At 63.7% G+C, this 22,320-nt stretch carries 22 protein-coding genes; 13 read left to right on the top strand and 9 right to left on the bottom strand.

Annotated features, from left to right (window positions below; genetic code table 11):
- The first annotated feature begins 16 nt into the window (after positions 1-16).
- The 6 genes from MRBLSP13_RS08965 (at position 17) to purC (ending at position 5,506) form a co-directional block, all read left to right on the top strand.
- On the top strand, positions 17-178 hold the full coding sequence (locus MRBLSP13_RS08965) for a hypothetical protein (protein WP_363735076.1): 162 nt from the start codon (positions 17-19) through the stop codon (positions 176-178).
- 70 nt (positions 179-248) lie between these two features.
- Positions 249-1,013 carry a trehalose-phosphatase gene (gene otsB, locus MRBLSP13_RS08960; protein WP_363735077.1) on the top strand — a complete coding sequence of 255 codons (765 nt, stop codon included), beginning with the start codon at positions 249-251 and terminating at the stop codon, positions 1,011-1,013.
- Between the two features lie 99 nt (positions 1,014-1,112).
- On the top strand, positions 1,113-2,891 hold the full coding sequence (locus MRBLSP13_RS08955) for a glycoside hydrolase family 15 protein (protein WP_363735396.1): 1,779 nt from the start codon (positions 1,113-1,115) through the stop codon (positions 2,889-2,891).
- A gap of 25 nt (positions 2,892-2,916) precedes the next feature.
- Positions 2,917-4,320: an alpha,alpha-trehalose-phosphate synthase (UDP-forming) gene (otsA, locus tag MRBLSP13_RS08950; RefSeq protein ID WP_363735078.1), complete on the top strand. Its 1,404-nt coding sequence runs from the start codon at positions 2,917-2,919 to the stop codon at positions 4,318-4,320.
- Positions 4,321-4,351: 31 nt separating this feature from the next.
- A complete protein-coding gene (locus MRBLSP13_RS08945; protein ID WP_363735079.1) occupies positions 4,352-4,480 on the top strand; it encodes a hypothetical protein in 129 nt (42 codons plus the stop codon).
- A 243-nt stretch (positions 4,481-4,723) separates the two neighbouring features.
- Positions 4,724-5,506: a phosphoribosylaminoimidazolesuccinocarboxamide synthase gene (purC, locus tag MRBLSP13_RS08940; protein WP_133651858.1), complete on the top strand. Its 783-nt coding sequence runs from the start codon at positions 4,724-4,726 to the stop codon at positions 5,504-5,506.
- A 21-nt stretch (positions 5,507-5,527) separates the two neighbouring features.
- Here the strand turns inward: purC and MRBLSP13_RS08935 are convergent, their stop codons facing one another.
- Together MRBLSP13_RS08935 and MRBLSP13_RS08930 are read right to left on the bottom strand one after the other, a co-directional pair.
- Positions 5,528-6,280, bottom strand: coding sequence for a sulfite exporter TauE/SafE family protein (locus tag MRBLSP13_RS08935; RefSeq protein WP_363735080.1), 753 nt, complete (start codon positions 6,278-6,280; stop codon positions 5,528-5,530).
- A 56-nt stretch (positions 6,281-6,336) separates the two neighbouring features.
- A complete protein-coding gene (locus tag MRBLSP13_RS08930) occupies positions 6,337-6,486 on the bottom strand; it encodes a hypothetical protein (RefSeq protein ID WP_363754028.1) in 150 nt (49 codons plus the stop codon).
- Positions 6,487-6,759: 273 nt separating this feature from the next.
- Here MRBLSP13_RS08930 and purS point away from each other — a divergent pair, with 273 nt between their 5' ends.
- Positions 6,760-6,993 carry a phosphoribosylformylglycinamidine synthase subunit PurS gene (gene purS, locus MRBLSP13_RS08925; protein WP_133651856.1) on the top strand — a complete coding sequence of 78 codons (234 nt, stop codon included), beginning with the start codon at positions 6,760-6,762 and terminating at the stop codon, positions 6,991-6,993.
- Between the two features lie 3 nt (positions 6,994-6,996).
- A complete protein-coding gene (gene purQ, locus MRBLSP13_RS08920) occupies positions 6,997-7,671 on the top strand; it encodes a phosphoribosylformylglycinamidine synthase subunit PurQ (protein WP_363735081.1) in 675 nt (224 codons plus the stop codon).
- 131 nt (positions 7,672-7,802) lie between these two features.
- Here the strand turns inward: purQ and MRBLSP13_RS08915 are convergent, their stop codons facing one another.
- The 4 genes from MRBLSP13_RS08915 to wecB form a co-directional block, all read right to left on the bottom strand.
- Positions 7,803-9,911 carry a GumC family protein gene (locus tag MRBLSP13_RS08915; protein ID WP_363754025.1) on the bottom strand — a complete coding sequence of 703 codons (2,109 nt, stop codon included), beginning with the start codon at positions 9,909-9,911 and terminating at the stop codon, positions 7,803-7,805.
- Entirely contained in the window at positions 9,911-10,621 is a 711-nt protein-coding gene (locus MRBLSP13_RS08910) for a polysaccharide biosynthesis/export family protein (RefSeq protein ID WP_363735084.1), read from the bottom strand. Before MRBLSP13_RS08910 ends, MRBLSP13_RS08915 begins: the two co-directional genes overlap by 1 nt.
- Positions 10,622-10,742: 121 nt before the next feature.
- Positions 10,743-12,053: a UDP-N-acetyl-D-mannosamine dehydrogenase gene (wecC, locus tag MRBLSP13_RS08905; protein WP_363735086.1), complete on the bottom strand. Its 1,311-nt coding sequence runs from the start codon at positions 12,051-12,053 to the stop codon at positions 10,743-10,745.
- A gap of 111 nt (positions 12,054-12,164) precedes the next feature.
- On the bottom strand, positions 12,165-13,310 hold the full coding sequence (gene wecB / locus MRBLSP13_RS08900) for a non-hydrolyzing UDP-N-acetylglucosamine 2-epimerase (protein WP_363754022.1): 1,146 nt from the start codon (positions 13,308-13,310) through the stop codon (positions 12,165-12,167).
- Positions 13,311-13,466: 156 nt separating this feature from the next.
- Between wecB and MRBLSP13_RS08895 the strand changes: the two genes are divergently transcribed.
- Positions 13,467-14,786, top strand: coding sequence for a UDP-glucose dehydrogenase family protein (locus MRBLSP13_RS08895; protein ID WP_363754019.1), 1,320 nt, complete (start codon positions 13,467-13,469; stop codon positions 14,784-14,786).
- Entirely contained in the window at positions 14,786-14,911 is a 126-nt protein-coding gene (locus tag MRBLSP13_RS08890) for a hypothetical protein (protein ID WP_363735092.1), read from the top strand. Before MRBLSP13_RS08895 ends, MRBLSP13_RS08890 begins: the two co-directional genes overlap by 1 nt.
- A gap of 28 nt (positions 14,912-14,939) precedes the next feature.
- Here the strand turns inward: MRBLSP13_RS08890 and MRBLSP13_RS08885 are convergent, their stop codons facing one another.
- The gene (locus MRBLSP13_RS08885) at positions 14,940-15,788 is read right to left on the bottom strand and encodes an ABC transporter permease (protein WP_133651849.1); all 849 of its coding nucleotides are present in this window, start codon (positions 15,786-15,788) and stop codon (positions 14,940-14,942) included.
- A 117-nt stretch (positions 15,789-15,905) separates the two neighbouring features.
- Between MRBLSP13_RS08885 and MRBLSP13_RS08880 the strand changes: the two genes are divergently transcribed.
- From MRBLSP13_RS08880 to MRBLSP13_RS08870, 3 genes are all read left to right on the top strand, one after another.
- A complete protein-coding gene (locus MRBLSP13_RS08880) occupies positions 15,906-16,577 on the top strand; it encodes a GcrA family cell cycle regulator (protein WP_363754016.1) in 672 nt (223 codons plus the stop codon).
- Between the two features lie 140 nt (positions 16,578-16,717).
- Positions 16,718-18,694: a DNA topoisomerase IV subunit B gene (gene parE, locus MRBLSP13_RS08875; protein WP_363735096.1), complete on the top strand. Its 1,977-nt coding sequence runs from the start codon at positions 16,718-16,720 to the stop codon at positions 18,692-18,694.
- Positions 18,695-18,846: 152 nt separating this feature from the next.
- Entirely contained in the window at positions 18,847-19,911 is a 1,065-nt protein-coding gene (locus MRBLSP13_RS08870) for a transglutaminase-like cysteine peptidase (RefSeq protein WP_363735098.1), read from the top strand.
- A 72-nt stretch (positions 19,912-19,983) separates the two neighbouring features.
- On the opposite strand, the gene MRBLSP13_RS08865 is transcribed toward MRBLSP13_RS08870, so the two are convergent.
- Positions 19,984-21,258 carry an HlyD family type I secretion periplasmic adaptor subunit gene (locus MRBLSP13_RS08865; protein ID WP_363754015.1) on the bottom strand — a complete coding sequence of 425 codons (1,275 nt, stop codon included), beginning with the start codon at positions 21,256-21,258 and terminating at the stop codon, positions 19,984-19,986.
- Entirely contained in the window at positions 21,255-22,130 is an 876-nt protein-coding gene (locus tag MRBLSP13_RS08860; protein WP_414714700.1) for a cell wall hydrolase, read from the bottom strand. The genes MRBLSP13_RS08865 and MRBLSP13_RS08860 overlap by 4 nt, the downstream gene beginning before the upstream one ends.
- Positions 22,131-22,320: the final 190 nt, after the last annotated feature.

The following is a 22,320-nucleotide window of genomic DNA, read 5'->3' as shown; positions in this document are numbered from 1 at the left end:
ATTCACCGGATCATTCATGGAAAGGCACGTCATGCACTTGTCGAACGACGCCCGGTTGCCCACCCGCAGCCTTGAAACCACCAGCGGCCTTTCAGGCCTCCTCACCTCCATCATGCAGGCCTTCTGCGCGCTTCATCGCATCAGCTGGTCGGCCCCCTGGACGGAACAGGGGCAATGAGATCCGCCAAAAATCGCCAGGATCGTTCAACAGGGCTTGCACTATCCGCGCCACGCGCCAACTTGCGCCCGTGCCCGATTCCCGTCTTTCCCCTGTTCCCGATCTTCCCCCTCCGCCGCCCGGGCTGCTGACCGGCGCCGCCTTGTTCCTCGATTTCGATGGAACCCTGGCTCCCATAGCGGATACGCCCGACGGGGTGGTGGTCGATGACGATCTGCTCACCCTTCTGGAGCATTTGCGCGACCGGCTGGATGGCCGGCTTGCCATTGTCAGCGGCCGTTCCGTCGCGACGCTGCGCGATTTCGGCTTCGACCAATTCCTGCTGGCCGGCACGCACGGACTTGAGCTGGCGGAACCCGGCCGCCCGGTCGAGGCGCCTGCCCGCCTCCCCGCCATCAACGAGGCCGAAGCCGCCTTCCAGACCTTTGCCGCCGGAAAAGCCGGCGTCCTTGTCGAACGCAAGACAATCAGCGTCGGCCTTCATTTCCGCGGCGCACCACAATGGGGTCAGGAGGCCGGCGACCTCGCCACCGGCCTGGCGGATCGGCTCGACCTTGCCCTGCAACCGGGCAAGATGCTCTACGAATTGCGCCCCGGCGGCGCCGACAAGGGCAGCGCCATCCGCGCGCTGATGCGCCGCGCGCCCATGGCAGGCGGCACACCGCTGTTCATCGGGGACGACGTGACCGACGAAGAGGGTTTCGCCGTGGCGCGCGACCTGGGCGGCGCCGGCATTCTCGTCGGCGTGCCCAGGGCAACGCTCGCCGCATTCTCTTTGGAACAGGTTGCCGCCGTCAGGCATTATCTTGCCCAGGGGGTTGCTGGCGCCGTCTGATCCGATCGTCCGGCACCCCTGTCATGCACGAACAAGGGGGACGGACCAATAGCAACGCAGAAAAACGAACTTCCGGGCGGGAATGAACGCTCGCTCGACCTGTGGCCCATCGGCAATTGCCAGGCATCGGCGCTGATCGACTGCGCCGGGCGCATGATATGGGCCTGCGTGCCCCGCGTCGACGGCGACCCCGTATTCTCGGCCCTGCTGGACGATGGGGCCTGGGACGAGCCGGATTCGCGAGGCTTCTGGGCCATAGAGCTCGAGAATTGCGTCCGGATCGAGCAGCATTATATCCGCAATACTCCCGTGCTGGTGACGCGCCAGACCGATGGGCAGGGCAATGCGATCGAGCTCTATGATTTCTGCCCGCGCCACAAGCATCAGGGCCGGATGTACCGCCCGGTGGCGTTCGCCCGCGTCGTCCGGCCGGTGTCAGGCAGCCCGCGCGTACGGGTCAGATTGCGTCCCACCACCTCATGGCATTCGGAACGGGTGCCGATCAGCTATGGCTCCAATCACATCCGGCTGGTACTGTCCTATATGGCAATGCGCGTTTCCACCAATGCGCCCATCGGCCTCATTTCCCAGGAAAGCTGGTTCCGGCTGGAACATGACATGCATTTCTTCCTGGGTCCGGATGAGAGCTTTTCCGACGCCCTTCGCCCCGCCGTGGAGCGGATGCTGGACGACACGATCCACGAATGGCAAATCTGGGTCCGCGGCCTGGCGATTCCGGCCGAATGGCAGGAGGCGGTGATCCGCTCCGCCATCACGCTCAAGCTTTGCCAGCATGAGGAAACCGGCGCCATCGTCGCCGCGCTGACCACCAGCATCCCCGAACATGCCGACAGCGGCCGCAACTGGGATTATCGCTATTGCTGGATCAGGGACGCCTATTACACGGTGGAGGCGCTGAACCGGCTGGGCGCGCTGGACGTTCTGGAAAGCTATCTCGTCTATCTCCGCAACATCGTCGATGGCGCGCGGGGCGGCCATATCCAGCCCCTCTACGACGTGCGCGGCAAAGCCACGCTGGAGGAGCGGGAGGCGCAGAACCTGCCCGGCTATCGCGGCATGGGGCCGGTTCGCGTCGGCAATGCCGCCTATTCCCAGGTGCAGCATGACGCCTATGGCCAGATCGTCCTGTCCTCCGTTCAGGGTTTCATTGACCAGCGCCTGCTGCGCATGGCGGGACTGTCGGACTTCGAGGCGCTGGAGGCGGTCGGCGAACGAGCGTGGCAGGTCTATGACCAGCCTGACGCCGGCCTGTGGGAATTGCGCACCCGCGCCCATGTCCACAGCTATAGCGCGGTGATGTGCTGGGCGGCATGCGACCGCCTCGCCCATGCGGCAGCTGCTCTCGACCTGCCGGAACGCGAGGTTCATTGGCGCGAGCGGGCGGAGGTCATGAAGGCACGCATCCTCCAGTCAGCGTGGCGGACCGACAGCAATGCCATCTCCGCCAATTTCGAGGACGATGCCAGGGACGCCTCCCTGCTCCAGTTGATCGACCTGCGTTTCCTGACGGCCGACAATCCCATGTTCCTGGGAACGCTGAAGGCGCTGGAAAAGGATCTGCGCCGCGGCAATGACATGTTGCGCTATAGCGCGCCGGACGATTTCGGGGAGCCGGTCACGGCCTTCAACGTCTGCACCTTCTGGCTGATCGAGGCGCTGCACCGTACGGGACGCGGCGAGGAAGCCCGCGCCCTGTTCGAGGAGATGCTGTCCCGCCGCACCGCCGCCGGGCTGCTTTCCGAAGACATCGATCCCGTTACCGGAGAATTGTGGGGGAACTATCCCCAAACCTACTCATTGGTCGGCATCATCAATTGCGCCGTGCTCTTGAGCAAACCGTGGAGCGTGATGCGATGAGGCGATTGCTGTGGAGGCGCTCGGCATGAGCCGCCTGATAGTCATTTCCAACCGGGTCAGTCGCCCGACCAAGACCGGCAACCAGGGCGGCCTCGCTGTCGCGCTTTCCCAGGCCCTTAGGGAAAGCAGGGGCATATGGGTCGGCTGGTCCGGAGAGGTCACCGAGAATTTCACCGGCCAGATCGGCTTTTCCGAGGATGAAGGGGTCAAGACCGCGACGATCGACCTGGAAGAGCAGGATGTCGACGAATATTATAATGGCTATGCCAACAAGACGCTGTGGCCGCTGTTCCACTTCCGCATCGACCTGGCCGAATATGCCCGCGATTTCGAGGGCGGCTACAACCGTGTCAATCAGCGCTTCGCCGACACGACCAGCCCGCTGATCGAACCGGACGACATCATCTGGGTCCAGGATTATCACATGATCCCGCTCGGCCGGATGCTGCGCGACCGGGGCCATGACAATCGCATGGGATTCTTCCTGCACATTCCCTGGCCGCCGACGCGGCTGCTGGTGTCGCTGCCCCATCACAGCAAGCTGGTTCAGACGCTGTTCGCCTATGATGTCGTCGGCTTCCACACGGAGGAATGGCTGGAGTCCTTCCGACACTATGTGGAGCGGGAGATGGGCGGATCGGTGGACGGCGATTTCGTGACGCTGGGAAACCGCACGATCCAGGCGATCGCCTGCCCGATCGGCATCAACGCGCAGGAATATGCCAGCGCCGCCGTCAGCGACGCGGCGAAGGATATGTATGAAAAGGTCCGCCGTTCGCTTCAGGATCGTCCCATGATCGTGGGCGTCGACCGCCTCGACTACAGCAAGGGGCTGGAAGAGCGGTTCAACGGCTATGCCCGCTTCCTGAAGGATCATCCTGAACAGCATCGCAACATCGTGCTGACGCAGATCGCGCCGCCCTCCCGCGGGGAGGTGGAAAGCTATCAGCAGATCCGCGCCACGCTCGACGCGCTGGCGGGCCGCATCAACGGCGAATATAGCGACGTCGACTGGACGCCGATCCGCTACGTGAACCAGGGCTATCCGCGCGACAAGCTGGCAGGGATATATCGCGCGGCGAAGATCGGCCTGGTCACGCCGCTGCGCGACGGCATGAACCTGGTCGCCAAGGAATATGTGGCGGCACAGGATCCCGACGATCCGGGCGTCCTCATCCTTTCGCGCTTCGCCGGCGCCGCGCAGCAGCTCAAGGACGCGCTGCTGATCAACCCCTACAGCCCGGAGGAGATGTCGGACGCGATCACCCGCGCCCTTGCCATGCCGCTCGACGAACGCAAGCGCCGCTGGCGCGCCATGATGGACATCGTCGAGAAACAGGACATCAGTTGGTGGCGGCAGCGCTTCACAGAACGGTTGATGGCGGTACAGCGCAATGGCGAGCTGAAGCCGGAGGCGCAGCCCGCTTAACTTTCCCGCACATGCCGCTACTGTAGGTGTAATGGAAGACGAGGAAGAAGCGGGCGGCACCCTTGCCGCCATTCGCGCCAGATCAGGTGTCATATTGGGCATTCTCGGCCTCGCGGCGTGGCTGGCACTGATCTGGTTCATGTTCGGTGACGTGTTGTAACGAACTTCCGGGCCTGAACGGGGCCATTTGCACCCCCGCCCCTTTTGGTCTAAGGGCCAGCCCAAGCAGCCCCGGCACCCGCTGATCCTTCCCGATTCGCGTTTGCCGGGGCACATTCTTTCCGGAGCAGGCCATGATCCGATTCATCGGTTATGGGCCTGCTCCAGTTTTTGATTCACCGCGTTTTTGAAGCAGGTGATTCCACCTGCTTCAAAAACGCTCCAGGGAAGACAGGAACCGCATATGGCCCGTCGCCGCCAGATCTATGAAGGCAAGGCAAAGATCCTTTACGAAGGCCCCGAGCCGGGTACGATCATCCAGTATTTCAAGGATGACGCGACTGCCTTCAACGCCCAGAAGAAGGGCACGATTTCAGGCAAGGGCGTCCTTAACAACCGCATTTCCGAGCATATTTTCACGCTGCTCGGCCAGATCGGCGTTCCCACCCATTTCATCCGCCGGCTCAACATGCGCGAGCAGCTCGTCCGCCAGGTCGAGATCGTGCCGATCGAGGTCGTGGTGCGCAACGTTGCCGCCGGCTCGCTCAGCAAGAAGCTCGGCATCGAGGAAGGGACGCAGCTTCCCCGCACCCTGATCGAATATTGCTACAAGGACGACGCGCTGGGCGACCCGCTGGTGTCCGAAGAGCATATCGCCTGCTTCGGCTGGGCCAGCCAGGACGAGATGCACGACATTGCCGACATGGCGATCCGCATCAACGACTTCATGTGCGGCCTGTTCGCGGGCATCGGTATCCGCCTGATCGATTTCAAGCTGGAGTTCGGCCGGTTGTGGGATGGCGAATATAGCCGCATCATCCTGGCTGACGAGATCAGCCCCGACGGTTGCCGCCTTTGGGACATGGCCACTGGCGAAAAGCTGGACAAGGATCGTTTCCGCCGCGATCTGGGCGGCGAAGTCGAAGCCTATCAGGAAGTCGCCCGGCGCCTGGGCCTTATGCCCGAGGGCGTTGATACGACGGTCCTGGACCTCGACACCCACCGCAAGAAGCGGAGCAAGGACTGACGCGAATGGCGGACGCGCCGTTCAGGCGAGCAGCGCGTCCGCCATCAGCTTGATCCCCAGCAACACCATCAGCACATAGATGAGCGTGTAAAATCGCGCGGCATCGACGCGACGCACCAGTACGACGCCCGCCAGAGTCGATGCGATAGCCACGGGGATCAGGGCCGCCGTCGCCAGCAGATTGGCCCTGGTGAACTGCCCCAGCGCCGCATAGGCGGGCACCTTGATCCAGTTCACCGCGGCAAATGCGATGGCGGTAGTCCCGATGAGCGTGTCGCGCGGCAAACGCTTGGGCAATACCCACATCTGGAACGGCGGAGATCCGGCATGGGCAATATGGCTGGTGAAGCCGCTCGCCACGCCGAACAGCATACCGATCCAGCCCGGCGAATTGGACGGCAGCACCATCGCGCCGCCGCGCTCGGCCCATAGTCGTTGAAGCCCGAAAAGAGCCGAAATCAGGCCCAGTACACCGAGCACCGCGACTTCGGACACCTGGGCCGCAAAAAGATAGCCGATCGCAACCCCTGCGGCCATTCCCGGCAACATAACCATCAGAACATGCCTGTCCCAATGATGGCGGAACGACCAGACGCTGACGACGTCCTGCAGGATCAGGATAGGCAGCATGATCGCCGCCCCCCTCACCGGATCCACGCCCAGTGCCATGATGGGCATGGCGAGTGCCCCGATCCCGGCAAATCCGCCCTTGGCGAGACCAGTGAGGATCACGGCGGTGATGGCGCAGGCATAATAGAAATAGTCCGGATTCATGGAGCCCGCCTAAAGCAAAGCATCCCATCCGGGGAGCAAATTTTGTTGTCGAACAATCAGCTCTGGGCGCGATATCCGATCAGGACGCCGAAGGTGAAGGTCGCAAGGAGCGTCAGTTGAACCCGGCCATAAGGATCATCATAGCCCATGATCTGCTGACCAAAGGCGAAAAGCCCCACGAACATCGCCAAAGCAAGACCGGCCATGCGAAAATCCTTCCCTCCGCTGGCCACCATAGGGGCACGGCGCTAACAAAAGCATAATGCCAGGGTTAAGGCCGCGCAGCACCTGGGCGTTACCAAGACGCTGATGCCTCAGCATCACTGCATCCTGGTATAATGCCTTGCCCGCGGAGCGCTCCGCGACTAGAGGGCTGGACGATTCAAACGATCGCCAGCCCTCCGGTTTTCGCGGCTTGCGCATTCTGCAAGCAGGATGCCCTGGGGGCGCGAAAGACTGTCTTATGGAGTCCCACGCTCATGAAAGCCCGCATCTTCGTCACCCTCAAGGGCGGTGTCCTCGACCCGCAGGGCAAGGCGATCCATCACGCGCTCGAAGGCCTGGGCTTCGCTGGCGTCAATGATGCGCGCGCGGGAAAGCTCATTGAACTGGATCTGGCCGACGGCACCAGCGACGAGGATATTGACGCCATGTGCCGCAAGCTGCTGGCGAACACGGTGATCGAAAATTACCGCATCGAAAAGGTGGCCTGAGCCATGAAGAGCGCCGTCATCGTCTTTCCCGGCAGCAATTGCGACCGCGACCTCGCCGTGGCGTTCGAGAAAGCGACCGGCGCGAAGCCTGCCATGATATGGCATCGCGATACGGAACTGCCAGACGATATCGACCTGATCGGCGTGCCGGGCGGTTTTTCCTACGGCGACTATCTGCGTTCGGGGGCGATGGCGGCCCGCTCGCCGGTGATGCAGGCGGTGGCGAAGGCGGCCGATCGGGGCGCCTATGTGCTCGGCATCTGCAACGGCTTCCAGGTATTGACGGAAAGCGGGCTGCTGCCCGGTGCGCTGCTGCGCAATGCGGGCGGGCATTTCGTCTGCCGCGACGTGGCGCTTACGGTTGATAATGCGCAAAGCGCTTTCACCAGCCGTTATGGGGCGGGGGAAGCGATCAACTTCCCGGTGGCGCATCATGACGGCAATTATTTCGCCGACGCGGAAACGCTGGACCGGCTGGAAGGCGAAGGCCGCGTGGCGCTGCGCTACGCGGAGAACGTCAACGGATCGGCGCGGAACATTGCGGGCATCCTGAACGAAGGTGGCAATGTGCTGGGCATGATGCCGCACCCGGAGCGCGTGATCGAGACCGCCCATGGTTCGACCGACGGCCGCCGGCTGTTCGAAGGATTGGTGGAAGGGCTGCTTACCCAAGCCTGAGTCCGACGGATATGGCGTTCGACAACTCGACCGGGTCTGGCAAGCAGGGACGGCCTTGTCCCCGTCATTCGCACGATCATTGTTAGCGCACTAAGCAAATTTGCCGTCTTAGTCGCGCCGCGCTACTTGGCTCACCCGCCACGATGATAGTCATATTCAAAGGCACGGCCTTCCTGTTTGGTGAGGATCGCGCCAATGATCGCCCCGCCCGCCCGGCGCAACCGATCGACGGCAACGCGCAGGCCGCCATGATGATTGCGTCCCCATTCGACGACCAGCAGCGTCACCTGCGCCTTGCTCGCCAGCAGGCAGGCGTCGGACAGGCCCAGAACGGGCGGCGCATCGATCAGCACGGTGTCGTACCGCCCCCGGACGGTTGCCAGCAGGGAGTCCATCGCGGGCGTCACCAGTAATTCGGCGGGATTGGGCGGGATCGCGCCGCAGGGCAGCAGGGCTACCCCCGGCAAGCCGCTGTCCACGACAACCTCCTCCATCTTCGCCTGGCCCGTCATCAGTTCGCTGATCCCCCGCGCTGGCGAGATGCCGAACAGGCTGTGCTGCTTGGGCCGACGCATGTCGGCATCAATCACCAGCACGCGCTTGTCCAGCTTCGCCAACGCCTTGGCCAAGGCATATAGGGTAGAGGACTTCCCCTCCCCCTCCTGCGCGCTGGTGACCAGGATGGAACGCGGCAGCCCCGCTGCAGACCCCAGAAGCAGGGAGGAAGCCATCGGCGCGAAAATCTCCGCCGCCGGCTTCTCGCCCGCCGGGACCGCGCCGAGCAAAGGCAGGTTCACCCGCTCCGCCAGCGTGTCGGCAGACGTAACGGCGTCATCAAAAATATGTCGCCCGACCACTGCCATCAGTCCGAGGATCAGCCCGCCCAGCGAAGCGAACAGCATCGTGATGCCGATATTGGGCGAGGATGGCCGGGAGGGCACGGCCGCCCGGTCCAGCGGCTGGATACGCCCCGCCTGGAACCCGGCCTGCGATGCCATGTCGCGATAGCGCTGGAGCAGGCTATCGTGCAGCAGGCGATAGGTATCGACCTGCCGTTCCAATATGCTCATCTGCACGCCGCGCCCGCGTTCCGCCGTGGCCTGCCGCTCGACCTTGGCGATCTCGGACTGGATCTGCTTTTCGCCATGGACGGCGACGTCATATTGTTCCTTAAGCGACGCGCGGATCGTGCCCGCCATTGCTTCGGCCTGATCATCCAGCGCCGCGAGCCGGGCGCGCGCCTCGCGCATCTCAGGATGGGCGTCCTTGCGGAACTGGCGTTCCTGCACGACCTGAGCCCGCGCCTGCGCCCGTTCCGTCATGATCTGCTGCATCGCGCCATTGTTCAGCACTTCGGGCAGGGTCTCGACACTCGACATGCGGGCGCTTTCCCAGCGCTTCTGCGCGGCGATCCGATCCGCTGTCGCCTGCGCGCGGAAGGCGTTGAGCTGGGCAAGCCGCGTTGCCGTAGTGCCATCGGGCACGGGATCGGCGTCGCCATCGGATTCGGGCGGCATCATGGCTCCGGCATTGGCGGCATAGACCGCCAGGTCGCGCTCCGCCCGTTCCAGATCCTTGCGCGCGCCGTCCAACTCTCCCAACAGGAATCGTCGGGCCTGAACCCCGGATTCGAATCCACGCTTCAAGTCCGTCCGGATCAGGCTGTCCGCATAGCTGTTGGCAACCCGCGCCGACAGCACCGGATCAGCGCTTGTGAAGCTGATGCGGATGACCCGCGACTTGCCGGGCAACTCAACGTGCAGATTGTCGCGTAGCAGGCTGACGACGGTTTCGGTTTCGACCTGCCGCTGGCTGAGCGAGCCAGTCCCCTGTTCCGGCCGCCGGACATTCATGCCCTCGAAGAAGGTGCGACTGCCGATCAAGGCCAGTTCGCGCGCCACATCTTCAGCCAGAGCACGGCTGCGCAGCACTTCCAGTTCGGTCTGCATCAGCGCTTCATTGTCGGACGGCGCCGTCTGCCGCTGCGCTGCGGCAGCTCCCGCGGCACCCGCCGGGACATCCTCTACCTCCACGGAAGCGGTGGCGCTATAATCAGGCGTGGACAGCAGGATGAAGACCACGCCAGCCAGCACGCAAAGCGCCATGGTGACGAACAGGATGATGCGATGCCGCCGTACCGCCGTCCACGCCGCGCCGGCCGTTGTCGCGAAACGCGCGGCGCGCCCCTCCATGGAGGAAGAGGCGCCGCTGTCGTCGATCAGCAGTCCCGATCGCGCCATCAGAGCCCTCCATCCAGCGCGACGAACCCTGCACCAACGGCAGGAAGCGCCAGCAGCGCGCCACCCAGGATCGCCTTCGCGCGCGACAGGCCGACGATGATGGTGTCGCCCGGCAGGATTTCGGGATCGGGCGCCTCTCCCTTGCGAATCGCGCCAAGGTCGAACATCGCGGCCTTGCGCTCTCCCTCCGCTTGCCGGACCACGACGATCTGCCCCATGCTGGCAAGGCGGGTCGGGCCCCTGGCCATCGCGATCGCCTGCAGGAGTCCGACGCGACCGTCCACGGGAAACAGGCCCGGCTCGCGAACCTCTCCATCCACGGTGATGCGGCGGCCCACCGCCTTCTTGATGAACACCGTCACCTGTGGCGAGACGAGATAGCGCTCACCGAGGCGCCCGGCGATGACATCGGATGCTTCACTGGCGGAGAGGCCAGCCACGGAAACGTCGCCGACCAGTGGCATGCGCACCATGCCTGCGGCTGTCACCTGGGCGTCCTCAAGGGACAGGCCCGGTTCGTGATAAACCTGTATGCGCAGGACATCGTCGGGCGAGATGCGATAATCCATCCCCACGGCAGGAGCGGGCGGGATGACGGCATAAGCCGCCTCGCCCTTCGGCGCATCCTCCACGGTCGAGCAGGCGCTGAGCAAGAGGCAGGCCGTGACCATGATCCTCGCTCGGCTCTTGCTGTCGGTCGGCCACCTCATGCCGCTAAAGTCCCCCGCAATTCAGTGGGCACGCGCAAAGCCTGCCATTGCGGGCGGGGTTAACGACGCGACGGGGACATGGCAACCATTCGCCGGGCGAACGCGGCGCCGATGCGCCGGATCAGATGGCGATCCGGGCCTGTTCCAGGACGGCCTGACCCGAGGTCGGCCGTCGGGGCTGATCCGGCCAGACGCCGCGGGTGTCGTAGACCGCCTTGTCGGCGCGTTCATCCACCGGAACCGATTTGAACATGTCATGATCGACAAGAATGACGAAAACGCCGCATTGTTCCAGAGCCGTATCGAGATCGGTCAGTTCAGCGCCGGTTCCGGCAAATTCCATCGGCAGGTCATGGGCATAGGGTTCGACCAGCCTGATGCGGCGGCCATAACGCTTGGCGAGGCGCGCCGCGACCTTCACGGCCGGGCTCTCGCGGAAATCGTCGATATTGGGCTTGAAGGCAAGACCAAGGCAGGCGACCGCTTCGCCCGGAAATTCATCGATCAGGTCGGACGCCTTTGCCACGACATAGTCGGTCTTGCCGTCATTGACTTCGCGAGCCGTGCGGATGAGACGGCTGTTTTCCGGATCGCCATGGACGATGAACCAGGGGTCGACAGCGATGCAATGCCCCCCGACGCCAGGCCCAGGCTGAAGGATGTTGACGCGCGGGTGACGGTTGGCGAGGCGGATGACCTCCCACACGTCGATGTCCATCCGCTCCGCGATGACGGACAGTTCGTTGGCAAAGGCGATATTGACGTCACGGAAGCTGTTCTCGACCAGCTTCACCATTTCAGCCGCGCGGGCGGACGTGGTGATGCAGGCACCGCGAACGAACTGGCGGTAGAAACCCAGCGCCTTGCGGGCACAGCGCGGCGTGATGCCGCCGATGCAGCGGTCATTGTCGATCAGTTCGACCAGGATGCGTCCGGGAAGGACGCGCTCCGGACAATAGGCGACGGCGATGTCGCCCGCGACGCCAGGCTCCGGCATTTTGAGATCGGGGCGAAGTTGCGCGAAAAGGTCGCGCATGGCTTCGGTGGTGCCGACGGGGGAGGTGGATTCGAGGATGACGGTGTCCCCAGCCTTCAGAACCTGCGCGACCGTACGAGCGGCCTTGAGGACATGGCTGATGTCAGGGGCGCGATCTTCAGCCACGGGAGTTGGCACGGCGATGATGAAGACGTCGCTGGCTTCCACTTCCAGGCTGGCGCGGAGATTGCCGCGCGACACGACACCCTGGACCAGGCCATCCAGGTCAACTTCCTCTATATGGACGCGGCCGGAATTCACCGTCTCCACGACATGGGCGCTGACATCCACGCCGACGACCTGCGCGCCGCCGCGGGCGATCAGGGCGGCGGTCGGCAGGCCGATATAGCCGAGGCCGATGACGGATACCTTCTGCTGGAGTTTATCGAGGGGCATTGGGAGGGGTCCTGGGGAAGCCGATGATCTGCACCGGTTTGTGACGGGAAATGCTGAAGATTTGGGTAACAGAACGTCGAGTCCCATCGCCAGTTCGTCGCGGGCCTGCGCTCAGGCGGCCCGTTCCAAATTCCCTTGCGATCTTGCGCTTGCGGCTATGATGCCCGCAATGCGTTCCGACGCATGACCGTCGCCGAAGGGATTATGCGCGCGCGACATGGCGGCATAGGCAGCTTCATCATCCAGCAAGGTGACAACGGAGCGGACGATCCTGGCGCGATCCGTGCCAACCAGCTTCGCCGTGCCGGCCTCCACCCCTTCCGGACGTTCGGTGGTTTCGCGCATCACCAGCACCGGCTTGCCGAGTGAGGGAGCCTCCTCCTGCACGCCGCCGCTGTCGGTCAGAACCAGGTCGCTCATGTCGAGCAGGCGCACGAAATGCGGATAGTCCAGCGGCTCGATCATCGCGACGTTGGCAAGGCCACCCAGCACGGCGTCCATCACCGGACGGACATTGGGATTGGGATGGACGGGGAAGATCACGGCGACGTCAGGGCGCGCCGCGATGTCGGCCACCGCACGCGCAATCGCCTCCATCCCGCCGCCGAAATTCTCGCGGCGGTGACTGGTGACCGCAATGATGCGCTTCCCGGCGAACCGCCGGGCAAGGCCGTCCAGGCCCGATGCAAGAGGGGGTTCGGACAGCACCCGTTCGCGAGTGGCGAGGAGAGCGTCGATCACCGTATTGCCGGTCACGAATATGCTGGCCGGATCGCGATTTTCCGCCAGCAGCGCATCCGCGGCCGCCTGGGTCGGCGCGAAATTCATGTCCGCAATGCAGGCGACCACACGGCGGTTCACCTCTTCCGGCCAGGGGTGATGAATATCGCCGCTGCGCAGGCCCGCCTCGACATGGGCCACGGGAATCTTGCGATAATAGGCCGCCAGGCTGGCGACCATGGTGGTCAGCGTATCGCCATGCACCACCACACGGTCGGGCTTTTCCGCGTCGAACGCCTTCCCCAGTTCCACGATCAACTTCGCCGTCAGGCCATCCAGAGTCTGGTTCGGCGTCATCACGTCGAGGTCTATGTCAGGCACGATCCCGGCGATCTCCAGGACCTGATCCAGCAGGCCTCGATGCTGCGCGGTCACGATGACGCGCGGCTCTACATCGTCCCGGGCCTGAAGCGCGTGTATCACGGGAAACAGCTTGATCGCCTCAGGGCGCGTCCCGAACACCAGAGCAACCTTCATATCTTACCCTTTGCAAGCCGTCTTTCGGGTAAGTGCCTGGCAGAAAATGGTAACCATCCCCTGAACATGAGTACTCCCGACGCCCGCTTTCGCTTAGGCAAGCAGCTGTGCTAGAGGCCAGTCGGACCTTTTCCCATTCGAGGGCTCAGTTACTATATGAAGATCACGATGATCGGCACGGGCTATGTTGGGCTGGTGTCAGGCGCCTGCTTTGCCGATTTCGGCCATGACGTGGTGTGCGTGGACAAGGATGCCGTCAAGATCGCCGCCATCGAATCGGGCCGCATGCCGATATATGAGCCGGGCCTCGACCATCTCGTCGCAAGCAATGCTTCGGCAGGGCGGTTGAACTTCACCACCGATCTGCCGGCAGGCGTGAAGGGCGCGGATGCGATTTTCATCGCCGTTGGCACGCCTTCACGACGCGGCGATGGGCATGCGGATCTGAGCTATGTCTACGCAGCGGCGAAGGAAATCGCGGATTCGCTCGACGGGCCTACCGTCATCGTGACGAAATCCACCGTGCCGGTCGGCACTGGCGATGAGGTCGAACGGATCGTCCGGGAAGCCCGACCCGATCTGGACATACAGGTCGTGTCCAACCCGGAATTCCTGCGCGAGGGCGCAGCCATCGGGGATTTCAAGCGGCCAGACCGCGTCGTGGTCGGCACCACCGGGAGCCAGCGCGCGATCGACGTCATGGGGCAGATCTACCGTCCGCTGAACCTCAACCAGGCGCCTGTCATGTTCACGGGGCGGCGAACCGCTGAACTGATCAAATATGCCGCAAACGCCTTCCTTGCGACGAAAATCACCTTCATCAACGAAATGGCGGACCTGTGCGAAGCCGTGGGCGCGGAGGTACAGGACGTGTCGCGGGGGATTGGGCTCGACAACCGCATTGGCGCGAAATTCCTGCACGCGGGTCCGGGCTATGGCGGCTCCTGCTTCCCCAAGGATACGCTGGCACTGGTGAAGACCGGCCAGGATTATGACACACCGATCCGTATCGTCGAAACCGTGGTGCAGGTGAACGATCTGCGCAAGCGAGCCATGGGACGAAAGATCGTGAAGGCTCTGGGCGGCGACGCGCGTGGCAAGAAAGTTGCGCTGTTGGGCCTGACCTTCAAGCCCAATACCGACGACATGCGCGATGCGCCGAGCCTTGCCATCGTGCTGGCGCTGGAAGATGCGGGCGCGCAGATCGTCGCCTATGACCCGGAGGGCATGGATGTCGCCGCGCCGCTGATGCCGGGCGTGACCATGACGAAGGATGCCTATGAAGCCGCGACCGGTGCCGACGCGCTGGTGCTGGTGACGGAATGGGATGCATTCCGGGCACTGGATCTGAAACGTCTGGCCGCCTTGATGAACGAACCCGTGCTGGTCGACCTGCGCAACATCTATCCGCGCAGGGAGGCGGAAACGGCCGGCTTTGCACTCACGCGGGTCGGCGGCAAGGGCGTCCTGGCCTGATGCTGCTGAAGCCAAGGGAAGGACGCGATGAGCCCGCCCTTCCCCGGTTGCATCATTGGCTGGTGGCGGCCATTGCCTTGTTCGCGATCATGCTGATCGTACCCGTCATTGCCGGGCTGACCTGATCCGGTCCGGCCGGTTTCAAGTTCAGGCTTACGCCTTCAGCTTCCAGCCGCGCTTGAGCAGCACATAACACAGCACGCCCAGTGCGACATTGAGTCCCAGCAGAACCACGCTGCCCACCACGACATCGCCGTCCGCCGCAGCGACGAAACCATAGCGGAAGCCCGAAATGGCGTAGAAGAAGGGATTGGCATGACTGATCGCGCGGAAAATAGGGGCAAGGCGATCGATCGAATAGAAGGTGCCCGACAATAGCGTCATCGGGCCGATCACGAAATTGGTGATGGCGGCGGCATGATCGAACTTTTCCGCCCAGATCGACGTCAGCACGCCGATAAAGGCCGTCAGCCCTGTACCCATCAGACCGAACCAGAGGATGGCCCAGGGATGCGCCGGGGTTACGTGCACGCCCGGCCACAGCGCCATCGCGCCCCATAGGGCAAGGCCGACGCAAAAGGCCCGGGTCACCGCCGCGCCGACCAACGCCAGCAGCAGCTCGCCGACCGACAGCGGCGGCATCAGATAGTCGATGAGCGTCCCCTGCATCTTTCCCGCAAGCAGGGAGAAGCTGCTGTTCGCGAAGGCATTGTTCATCATTCCCATGATCATCAGGCCCGGCGCGATGAAGTCGGCAAAAGGAACGCCCAGCACATGGCGATTGGCTCCGCCCAGCGCCAGGGTGAAGATGACGAGGAACATCAGCGTCGTGACGGCTGGCGCCCAGATGGTCTGGAGCTGCACCTTCATGAAGCGTCGCACTTCCTTGCGATAGAGCGCGCGGGTGCCGGCCCAGTTCACATTGCGGATGACCAACTCCCCAGGTTCGTGGAAAGGCGCCTGATGCGATGGGGAGGCAGCAATTTTGGACTGGTCGTTCATGGTCGGATCGACTATCGGCTGAGGGGTTGTGCCGCAAGGGCGTTGTGCACGGGAAATTGAACCCGCGCTGGCGCGCCCCATATAGGGTGCGAATTTGAAATTTTGAGGAGTCATTCATTGTCCTGGACCGACGAGCGCATCGACCAGCTCAAGGCAATGTGGGAAAGAGGCCTGACCGCCAGCCAGATCGCCGACGAACTGGGCGGCGTCAGCCGCAACGCCGTGATCGGCAAGGCTCACCGGCTGGGCCTGCAATCGCGTCCTTCGCCGGTGAAAGCCAACGAAGTGCCCAAAAAGGCAGCCCCGCCTCTGCGCAAGCCAGCGCCCGAAGCCGAAGCGCCAAAGCCTGCCGCGCCTGCGCAGCAGGCCGCACCCGCGCCCGTTCGTCCCACCGCGCCTGCGCCAACCCCTGCCGTTGCAGCTCCCGCAACAGAAGCGCCGGCCACGCCGCAGCCGCGCATTATCTCGGTCGGCCCCGGCGGCTTTCTACGCCAGGGTCCGGGCGACCAGCAGGCACCGATCCCGCCCGCCCCACCACGCCGTCTGGTGCCGGCAAAGCCCAGCCCTGACATTGCCGGCAAGACCACGTTGCTCGATCTCACGGAACGCATCTGCAAATGGCCGATGGGGCATCCGGGCGAGCCGGATTTTCATTTCTGCGGCGAAGCGGTGAACCCTGGCTTTCCTTATTGCGTCGAACATTGCGGGCGCGCCTATCAGGCACAGTTGCCGCGCGGCACCCGCCGTCCGCCGCCGCCCCTGCCCTTTGGTGGCCCGCGGGTTCGCTGATCGCTGGCTCCCCAACATGAAAAGGGTCGCCCCTCGGGGAGCGGCCCTTTTTGCTGGGCAATGCAGTGATCAGCCCCAGGCTGCTGCTTTGCGGACCAACGCGCTTGCGCCCGCCGTCCGCCGGCTTATAGCTTGTGCCCATGTCTGAAGACCTGTTCGCAGCCAACACCTCCTCCACGCCGCAATATGACGCCTCCGCCATCGAAGTGCTGGAAGGGCTGGAGCCGGTCCGGCGCCGCCCCGGCATGTATATCGGCGGCACGGACGAACGGGCGCTGCATCACCTGGCGAGCGAAGTGCTGGACAACAGCATGGACGAGGCGGTGGCAGGACATGCGACGCGGATCGAGGTGTTGCTGGAGCCGGGCAACAGGCTGACCGTCATCGACAATGGCCGCGGAATCCCGGTCGATCCGCATCCGAAATTTCCGGGCAAGTCGGCGCTGGAGGTGATTCTGACCACGCTCCATTCCGGGGGCAAGTTCACCGACAAGGCCTATGCCACCTCTGGCGGTCTGCACGGCGTGGGCATCAGCGTGGTCAATGCGCTATCAGTCGTCACCGTCATCGAGGTGGCACGGAACAAGGAATTGTTCCGCCAGAGCTTTGCCCAGGGCTTGCCCACCAGTGGGCTGGAAAAGGTCGGTGCCGCCCCCAACCGGCGCGGCACGTCGGTCAGCTTCATCCCCGACCACGAGATTTTCGGGGAGCAGAAGTTCAAGCCCTCTCGCCTCTATCGCCTCGCGCGGTCCAAGGCCTATCTGTTCGCGGGCGTGGAAATCCGCTGGAAATGCGCGCCGGAACTCATCACGGACGACACGCCGGTCGAGGCGGTGTTCCAGTTTCCCGGCGGCCTTGCCGATCACCTCAAGGAACAGGTGGGTGACCGGGAATGCGCCACCAGCGCCTTTTTTTCCGGATCCCAGGATTTTCCAGACGCCGCAGGCCGGGTGGAATGGGCCGTGGCGTGGCCGCTCTGGTCGGACGGTTCCTATTCCTGGTATTGCAACACCATTCCGACGCCCGACGGCGGCACGCATGAAACGGGGCTGCGCGCTGCATTGGTTAAGGGCATCCGTGCCTTTGGCGAACTGGTCGGAAACAAGAAGGCGAAGGACATCACCGCCGACGACATCGTGACTTCTTCGGAAATCATGCTGTCGGTCTTCATCCGCGATCCCCAATTCCAGAGTCAGACCAAGGACCGACTCACCAGTCCGGAGGCAGCGCGGCTGGTGGAAAATGCGGTGCGTGACCATTTCGACCATTACCTCTCCGACCATATGGAGCGTGGCAAGGCGCTGCTCGCCTATGTGCTCGACCGGATGGACGAGCGGCTGAAACGCAAGCAGGAGAAGGAGGTCAAGCGCAAGACCGCCACCAGCGCGCGCAAGTTGCGGCTGCCGGGCAAGCTGACCGACTGTTCGAACGACGATCCGGAGGGAGCGGAAATCTTCCTGGTCGAAGGTGATTCAGCCGGCGGCTCGGCCAAGCAGGCCCGTGACCGCAAGACGCAGGCAATCCTGCCCCTGCGCGGCAAGATATTGAACGTCGCCTCCGCCAATACCGCCAAGATCCTGGCCAATCAGGAGATTGCCGACATGATCCTGGCGCTGGGCTGCGGCACGCGCAAGGACTGCAATCCCGACAATCTGCGGTACGAACGCATCGTCATCATGACCGATGCCGACGTCGACGGCGCGCATATCGCGACGCTGCTGATGACCTTTTTCTTCCAGGAAATGCCGGAACTGGTGCGGCGCGGCCATCTCTATCTGGCGCAGCCGCCGCTTTACCGCCTGACCGCCGGCGGCAAGAGCCTCTACGCCAGGGACGACGCCCATCGGGAAGAAATACTGGCCAAGGAGTTCAAGGGCAAGAAGGTCGACATCAGCCGCTTCAAGGGCCTGGGGGAGATGAACCCGGCGCAGCTTCGCGAAACGACAATGGATCTCAAGACCCGCAGCCTGATCCGCGTCACCCTGCCCGACGACATTGAGGACCGGCAGCAGGTCCGCGAACTGGTCGACCGGCTGATGGGCACCAACCCGGCGCATCGCTTTGCCTTCATTCAGGAGAATGCGGCAACAGTCGATGAGGGGGCAATCGACGCCTGACGAGTGATTTTCCGGGAAATTCCGGAAAACCGGATTGTCGTGATTTGCCTGAAAAATGGCCGGGCAAAAATTTGCCGGCAATTTTTTGCCTACTGCCGCGTTAACCAGCGCGGGGCACCGGATGTTCAATTTTCGGCGCGATACGGGCAAGCATGTCAGGCTTCGTCCCGCTCACTCGCTCATCGGCCCTGCGCCGCCTCGCGCTTGGCGCCACCTCCTCTCTGCTATTGGTTGCAGCGAGCGGGCATGCGCTGGCGCAGGCGCCCCTGGGGGCGTTTCCGGACGTCTCCGCGCAAAATCGAACGGCCTACGCGCCCGCCGACCGCGTCACCGCAAATCTCCTCGCGGGCGGTATGAGCCGTCTGGCGGCCATCAGTGCGCAGCAAGGGGGCGCGGTCAGTTCGGTGCCCTGGGGCACGCAGCCGGTCGCTCCGGATACGATCGTCAACGATCGGCGCATCAACGACTTCAGCGGCAAGTTGCACGGCTGGCGGCTGGAGGGCATCCAGCTTTCCGTGCTGAGCTTTCGTCAACCAATGCTGGTGCCGGGCTTCATGCAGGGATTTTTGACGACGCAGACGGCTACCGCAATGCCGCAGGCCAGTGCCTTCGTCACGCCGGCACGATCGATCCACGCGCCTTCGGACCGGATGATCGCACCGCGCAATGGGCAGCCTGACGTTTTCAGATCGGTCGCCATGCCGATTTCCCGAACATTGCTCGACAGCAAATGGGCTTCCGTTTCGACAGCGCTGCCCGGCAAGGGGGTGTGGAGCGCTATTCTGAACACGGCGCGCGGTTCGGCGGCGCAGCAGCAGGTGGAAACGATCAACAGCTGGGTCAACCGCCGGCTGCATTTCGTCGACGACAGGCAGGGTGGCGACAACTGGGCATCGGCAGCGCATACATTGCAAAGCGGCACCGGCGATTGCGAGGATTATGCCATCGCCAAGATGAAGCTGCTGGAAGCGGCCGGCTTCGACCGTCACGCCATGTTCCTGGTGATCGCCCGTGATCTGGTGCGACAGGCTGACCATGCCGTCCTGGCGGTGCGGATCGGCGATGAATTGATGATCCTCGACAATATGACCGACCGGGTGCTGCCATCCTCCAGCGTCAGCGACTATCGCCCGATCATGAGCTTCAACGCCTTTGGCCGATGGACCCACGGCTATCGCGTGACGTCGCCTGCAAAGGTGCAGTTCGCGTCGCGGTGAAACTCAAGCGCACCCACCCTTTCAAAGGAAAGTGCCGCTCTCTGGCAGGCTCAGAGCGAAGGGTGAATTTCGTCACCTTTCCCTGAGCGCTTCCGATCGAGCCTTCATGATCGGCTTCAGCAGGTAGGCCAGCACTGATTTGCGGCCGGTCAGTATCTCCACATCGCATACCATGCCGGGCGTGATCGGCAGCTTGTGCGCGCCCGATCCGAGCCAGGCGCGATCCGTCTCCACGACCACGGTGAAATAGGCCTCCCGCGTCGCTTCGTCATAGACGCTGTCGGCCGACACCTGCTGCACCGTGCCGGTCAGCCCCCCATAGATCGAGAAGTCGTAGGCGGTCACCTTCACGACCGCCCGGTCGCCGGTCTTGATGAAGGCGATGTCGTTCGGCTTGACCCGCGTCTCTACCAGCAGCTTTTCGCCAATGGGCACGATCTGCATGATCTTCTGACCCGGACTGACATAGCCGCCGATGGTCGTCACCTGCACGTCATTGACCACACCGTCGACGGGCGAGCGGATCTCCGCCCGCTGCGCCCGTCCCCTCGCGCCCCGAAGAGACTCGCTGTTGACGGCGATCTTCGCCTCCAACTGGCTACGCTCGTTGAGCGCGTCCTGACGGAACTGGAAATTCGCTTCCGAAAGCTGTGCCTGCGCCTCGCGGATCGCAGCCCCGGCGCGGGAGGCCTGCTGCTGCGCAGCGTTCAGGCGACCCTGCGCGTCGACCAGCTCACGCCGGGCATCGAGCAATTCGGTCTGCGGGATGATCGACTTGGCGGCGAGCGGTTCCAGCATCGCCACGCGCTGACGGGCCAACTGGACGCTGCCGGTCAGGCTGTCGATGGTCGCCTGCGCCTCGCCCTGTTCGCGGCGGCGCTGGTCGACCTGGGCCGCCATCGCATCCTGCTTGCTGCGAAGCGCCGACTGGCGAACGGCGGCGAGGGCCTGCTCCTGCTGGCATTCCGGCCCGCCGGTCGTGCAGGCGGCGCCCTCACCTGTACCCTCCCTCTCCAAACGTCCGGCGCGGGCGGTCAGCGAACGCGTCTCCGCCTGAAGCTGGCCCAGTTCGGAGGCGAGCATCGCATCGTCAAGCCGAACCAGCAGCTGCCCCTTGCTCACCTTCTGACCGGAGCGGACCAGGATTTCCTCGATCGTGGTCGGCTCTGCGGACTGTATGACCTGCGCCTTGCTGGACGGGATCACCCTGCCCTGCCCGTGTGTCACCTCATCCACTGGGGCGAGGCTGGCCCACATGAGGAAGACCAGCAGGCCGCCGCCGCTGTAAAGGATCACCTGCTTGTTGCCCGGTTGCCCCCGCAGCCAGCTTATCCAGCGCGAAATCATGGTTGCACCCCTTGGATATGATGGTCGTCAGCGGCCAGCGTCACTGGCGCGGCCTTCTGCTGGGCGGCGAGCAAATTGCTCAGGGCGCCCTTTGTTTCTGCAGGATCGGGAATGGACAGCTTCCACCCCTTGGTCGGATCCATGCGCCCGCCGACATCATTGACCGCCCGACGTTCGGGCAGCGCAGCGACCGGCGGATAGTCGATGACTGGCTGGGACGCGGCGGCAAAGCGCGACGGATCGAAGGCCGGAATGATCTCGCCGCCGGCATAGCGGCCCGTGAAGGCCGTCGGCTGGCCCCAGCCTCCTGGCCAGCGATAGAAGATATGCGCGCCGATCTGCGCCAGCTTCGCCAGATGCGGCGCCCAGCGCGGGAAGACATAATCGGCGTGATAATGGGTCGCGGTGCCCACCTGCTTCTCGACCCGCCCACTCAGCGCGTCGGCAGCGATCCGCTTCGCCCGATTCCAAAGGTCTGGCAGGGGATGCCGCGCCAGCGATCCGTCACAGACGAAGCTGAACTGGCAAACGGACGCGTCGAAACGCTGATAGACCACGCCGCATACGGTCTTCGCAAAGGCGGGATGGCGAACGCGGTTCAGCACCACTTGCGCGACGGCACGCTGACCGCTTTCCGGCTCGCGGGCGGCTTCATAATATACCGCCTGGGTCAGACATTGGAGCGCGTGATCATGATCCTCACCAGCCGCAATCAGCGCGCGAAACGGCTTGGCGACGCCGATCACACCGCCGGAGAAGCCGAGACGCTGATTTTCCTCGCGAGCCCTGTCACCTTCTGCGGCCGGGGTGCCCTGCTCCGTCATCTGAACAAGAGCGAGATATTGGCGGGGAATGGCGGGGGCGGTTTCCACGATCTTCGTCTGAATGGCGGGGCGCTGGGACTCATGAGGCCAGAGAAAGACCGCCGCCATCGTTGCGATTCCAAGCCCAAGGAACCACGCGCTCCAGGTTCCTGCGAAGGCAGGAACCCAGTTCAGACGGCGGGGCTGGGTCGAGCCAAGCGACTTATCTCGCCTCGATGCCTTCGCAGGAGCACTTCGG

The organism is Sphingobium sp. LSP13-1-1.1, from assembly GCF_040676415.1.
Lineage (GTDB): Bacteria > Pseudomonadota > Alphaproteobacteria > Sphingomonadales > Sphingomonadaceae > Sphingobium.
This window is presented reverse-complemented; position numbering and strand designations above follow the sequence as displayed.

Bases quoted from the DNA above. Each gene is read 5' to 3' on its own strand.
- MRBLSP13_RS08965 (WP_363735076.1), top strand. From the start codon at position 17: ATGGAAAGGCACGTCATGCACTTGTCGAACGACGCCCGGTTGCCCACC.
- MRBLSP13_RS08890 (WP_363735092.1), top strand. From the start codon at position 14,786: ATGCTGCTGAAGCCAAGGGAAGGACGCGATGAGCCCGCCCTTCCCCGG.
- parE (WP_363735096.1), top strand. From the start codon at position 16,718: ATGTCTGAAGACCTGTTCGCAGCCAACACCTCCTCCACGCCGCAATAT.
- MRBLSP13_RS08865 (WP_363754015.1), bottom strand. From the start codon at position 21,258: ATGATTTCGCGCTGGATAAGCTGGCTGCGGGGGCAACCGGGCAACAAG.
- MRBLSP13_RS08915 (WP_363754025.1), bottom strand. From the start codon at position 9,911: ATGGCGCGATCGGGACTGCTGATCGACGACAGCGGCGCCTCTTCCTCC.
- otsA (WP_363735078.1), top strand. From the start codon at position 2,917: ATGAGCCGCCTGATAGTCATTTCCAACCGGGTCAGTCGCCCGACCAAG.
- MRBLSP13_RS08895 (WP_363754019.1), top strand. From the start codon at position 13,467: ATGAAGATCACGATGATCGGCACGGGCTATGTTGGGCTGGTGTCAGGC.
- MRBLSP13_RS08935 (WP_363735080.1), bottom strand. From the start codon at position 6,280: ATGAATCCGGACTATTTCTATTATGCCTGCGCCATCACCGCCGTGATC.
- MRBLSP13_RS08910 (WP_363735084.1), bottom strand. From the start codon at position 10,621: ATGAGGTGGCCGACCGACAGCAAGAGCCGAGCGAGGATCATGGTCACG.
- MRBLSP13_RS08945 (WP_363735079.1), top strand. From the start codon at position 4,352: ATGGAAGACGAGGAAGAAGCGGGCGGCACCCTTGCCGCCATTCGCGCC.
- purC (WP_133651858.1), top strand. From the start codon at position 4,724: ATGGCCCGTCGCCGCCAGATCTATGAAGGCAAGGCAAAGATCCTTTAC.
- MRBLSP13_RS08885 (WP_133651849.1), bottom strand. From the start codon at position 15,788: ATGAACGACCAGTCCAAAATTGCTGCCTCCCCATCGCATCAGGCGCCT.
- purS (WP_133651856.1), top strand. From the start codon at position 6,760: ATGAAAGCCCGCATCTTCGTCACCCTCAAGGGCGGTGTCCTCGACCCG.
- MRBLSP13_RS08930 (WP_363754028.1), bottom strand. From the start codon at position 6,486: ATGGCCGGTCTTGCTTTGGCGATGTTCGTGGGGCTTTTCGCCTTTGGT.
- wecC (WP_363735086.1), bottom strand. From the start codon at position 12,053: ATGCCCCTCGATAAACTCCAGCAGAAGGTATCCGTCATCGGCCTCGGC.
- wecB (WP_363754022.1), bottom strand. From the start codon at position 13,310: ATGAAGGTTGCTCTGGTGTTCGGGACGCGCCCTGAGGCGATCAAGCTG.
- purQ (WP_363735081.1), top strand. From the start codon at position 6,997: ATGAAGAGCGCCGTCATCGTCTTTCCCGGCAGCAATTGCGACCGCGAC.
- MRBLSP13_RS08870 (WP_363735098.1), top strand. From the start codon at position 18,847: ATGTCAGGCTTCGTCCCGCTCACTCGCTCATCGGCCCTGCGCCGCCTC.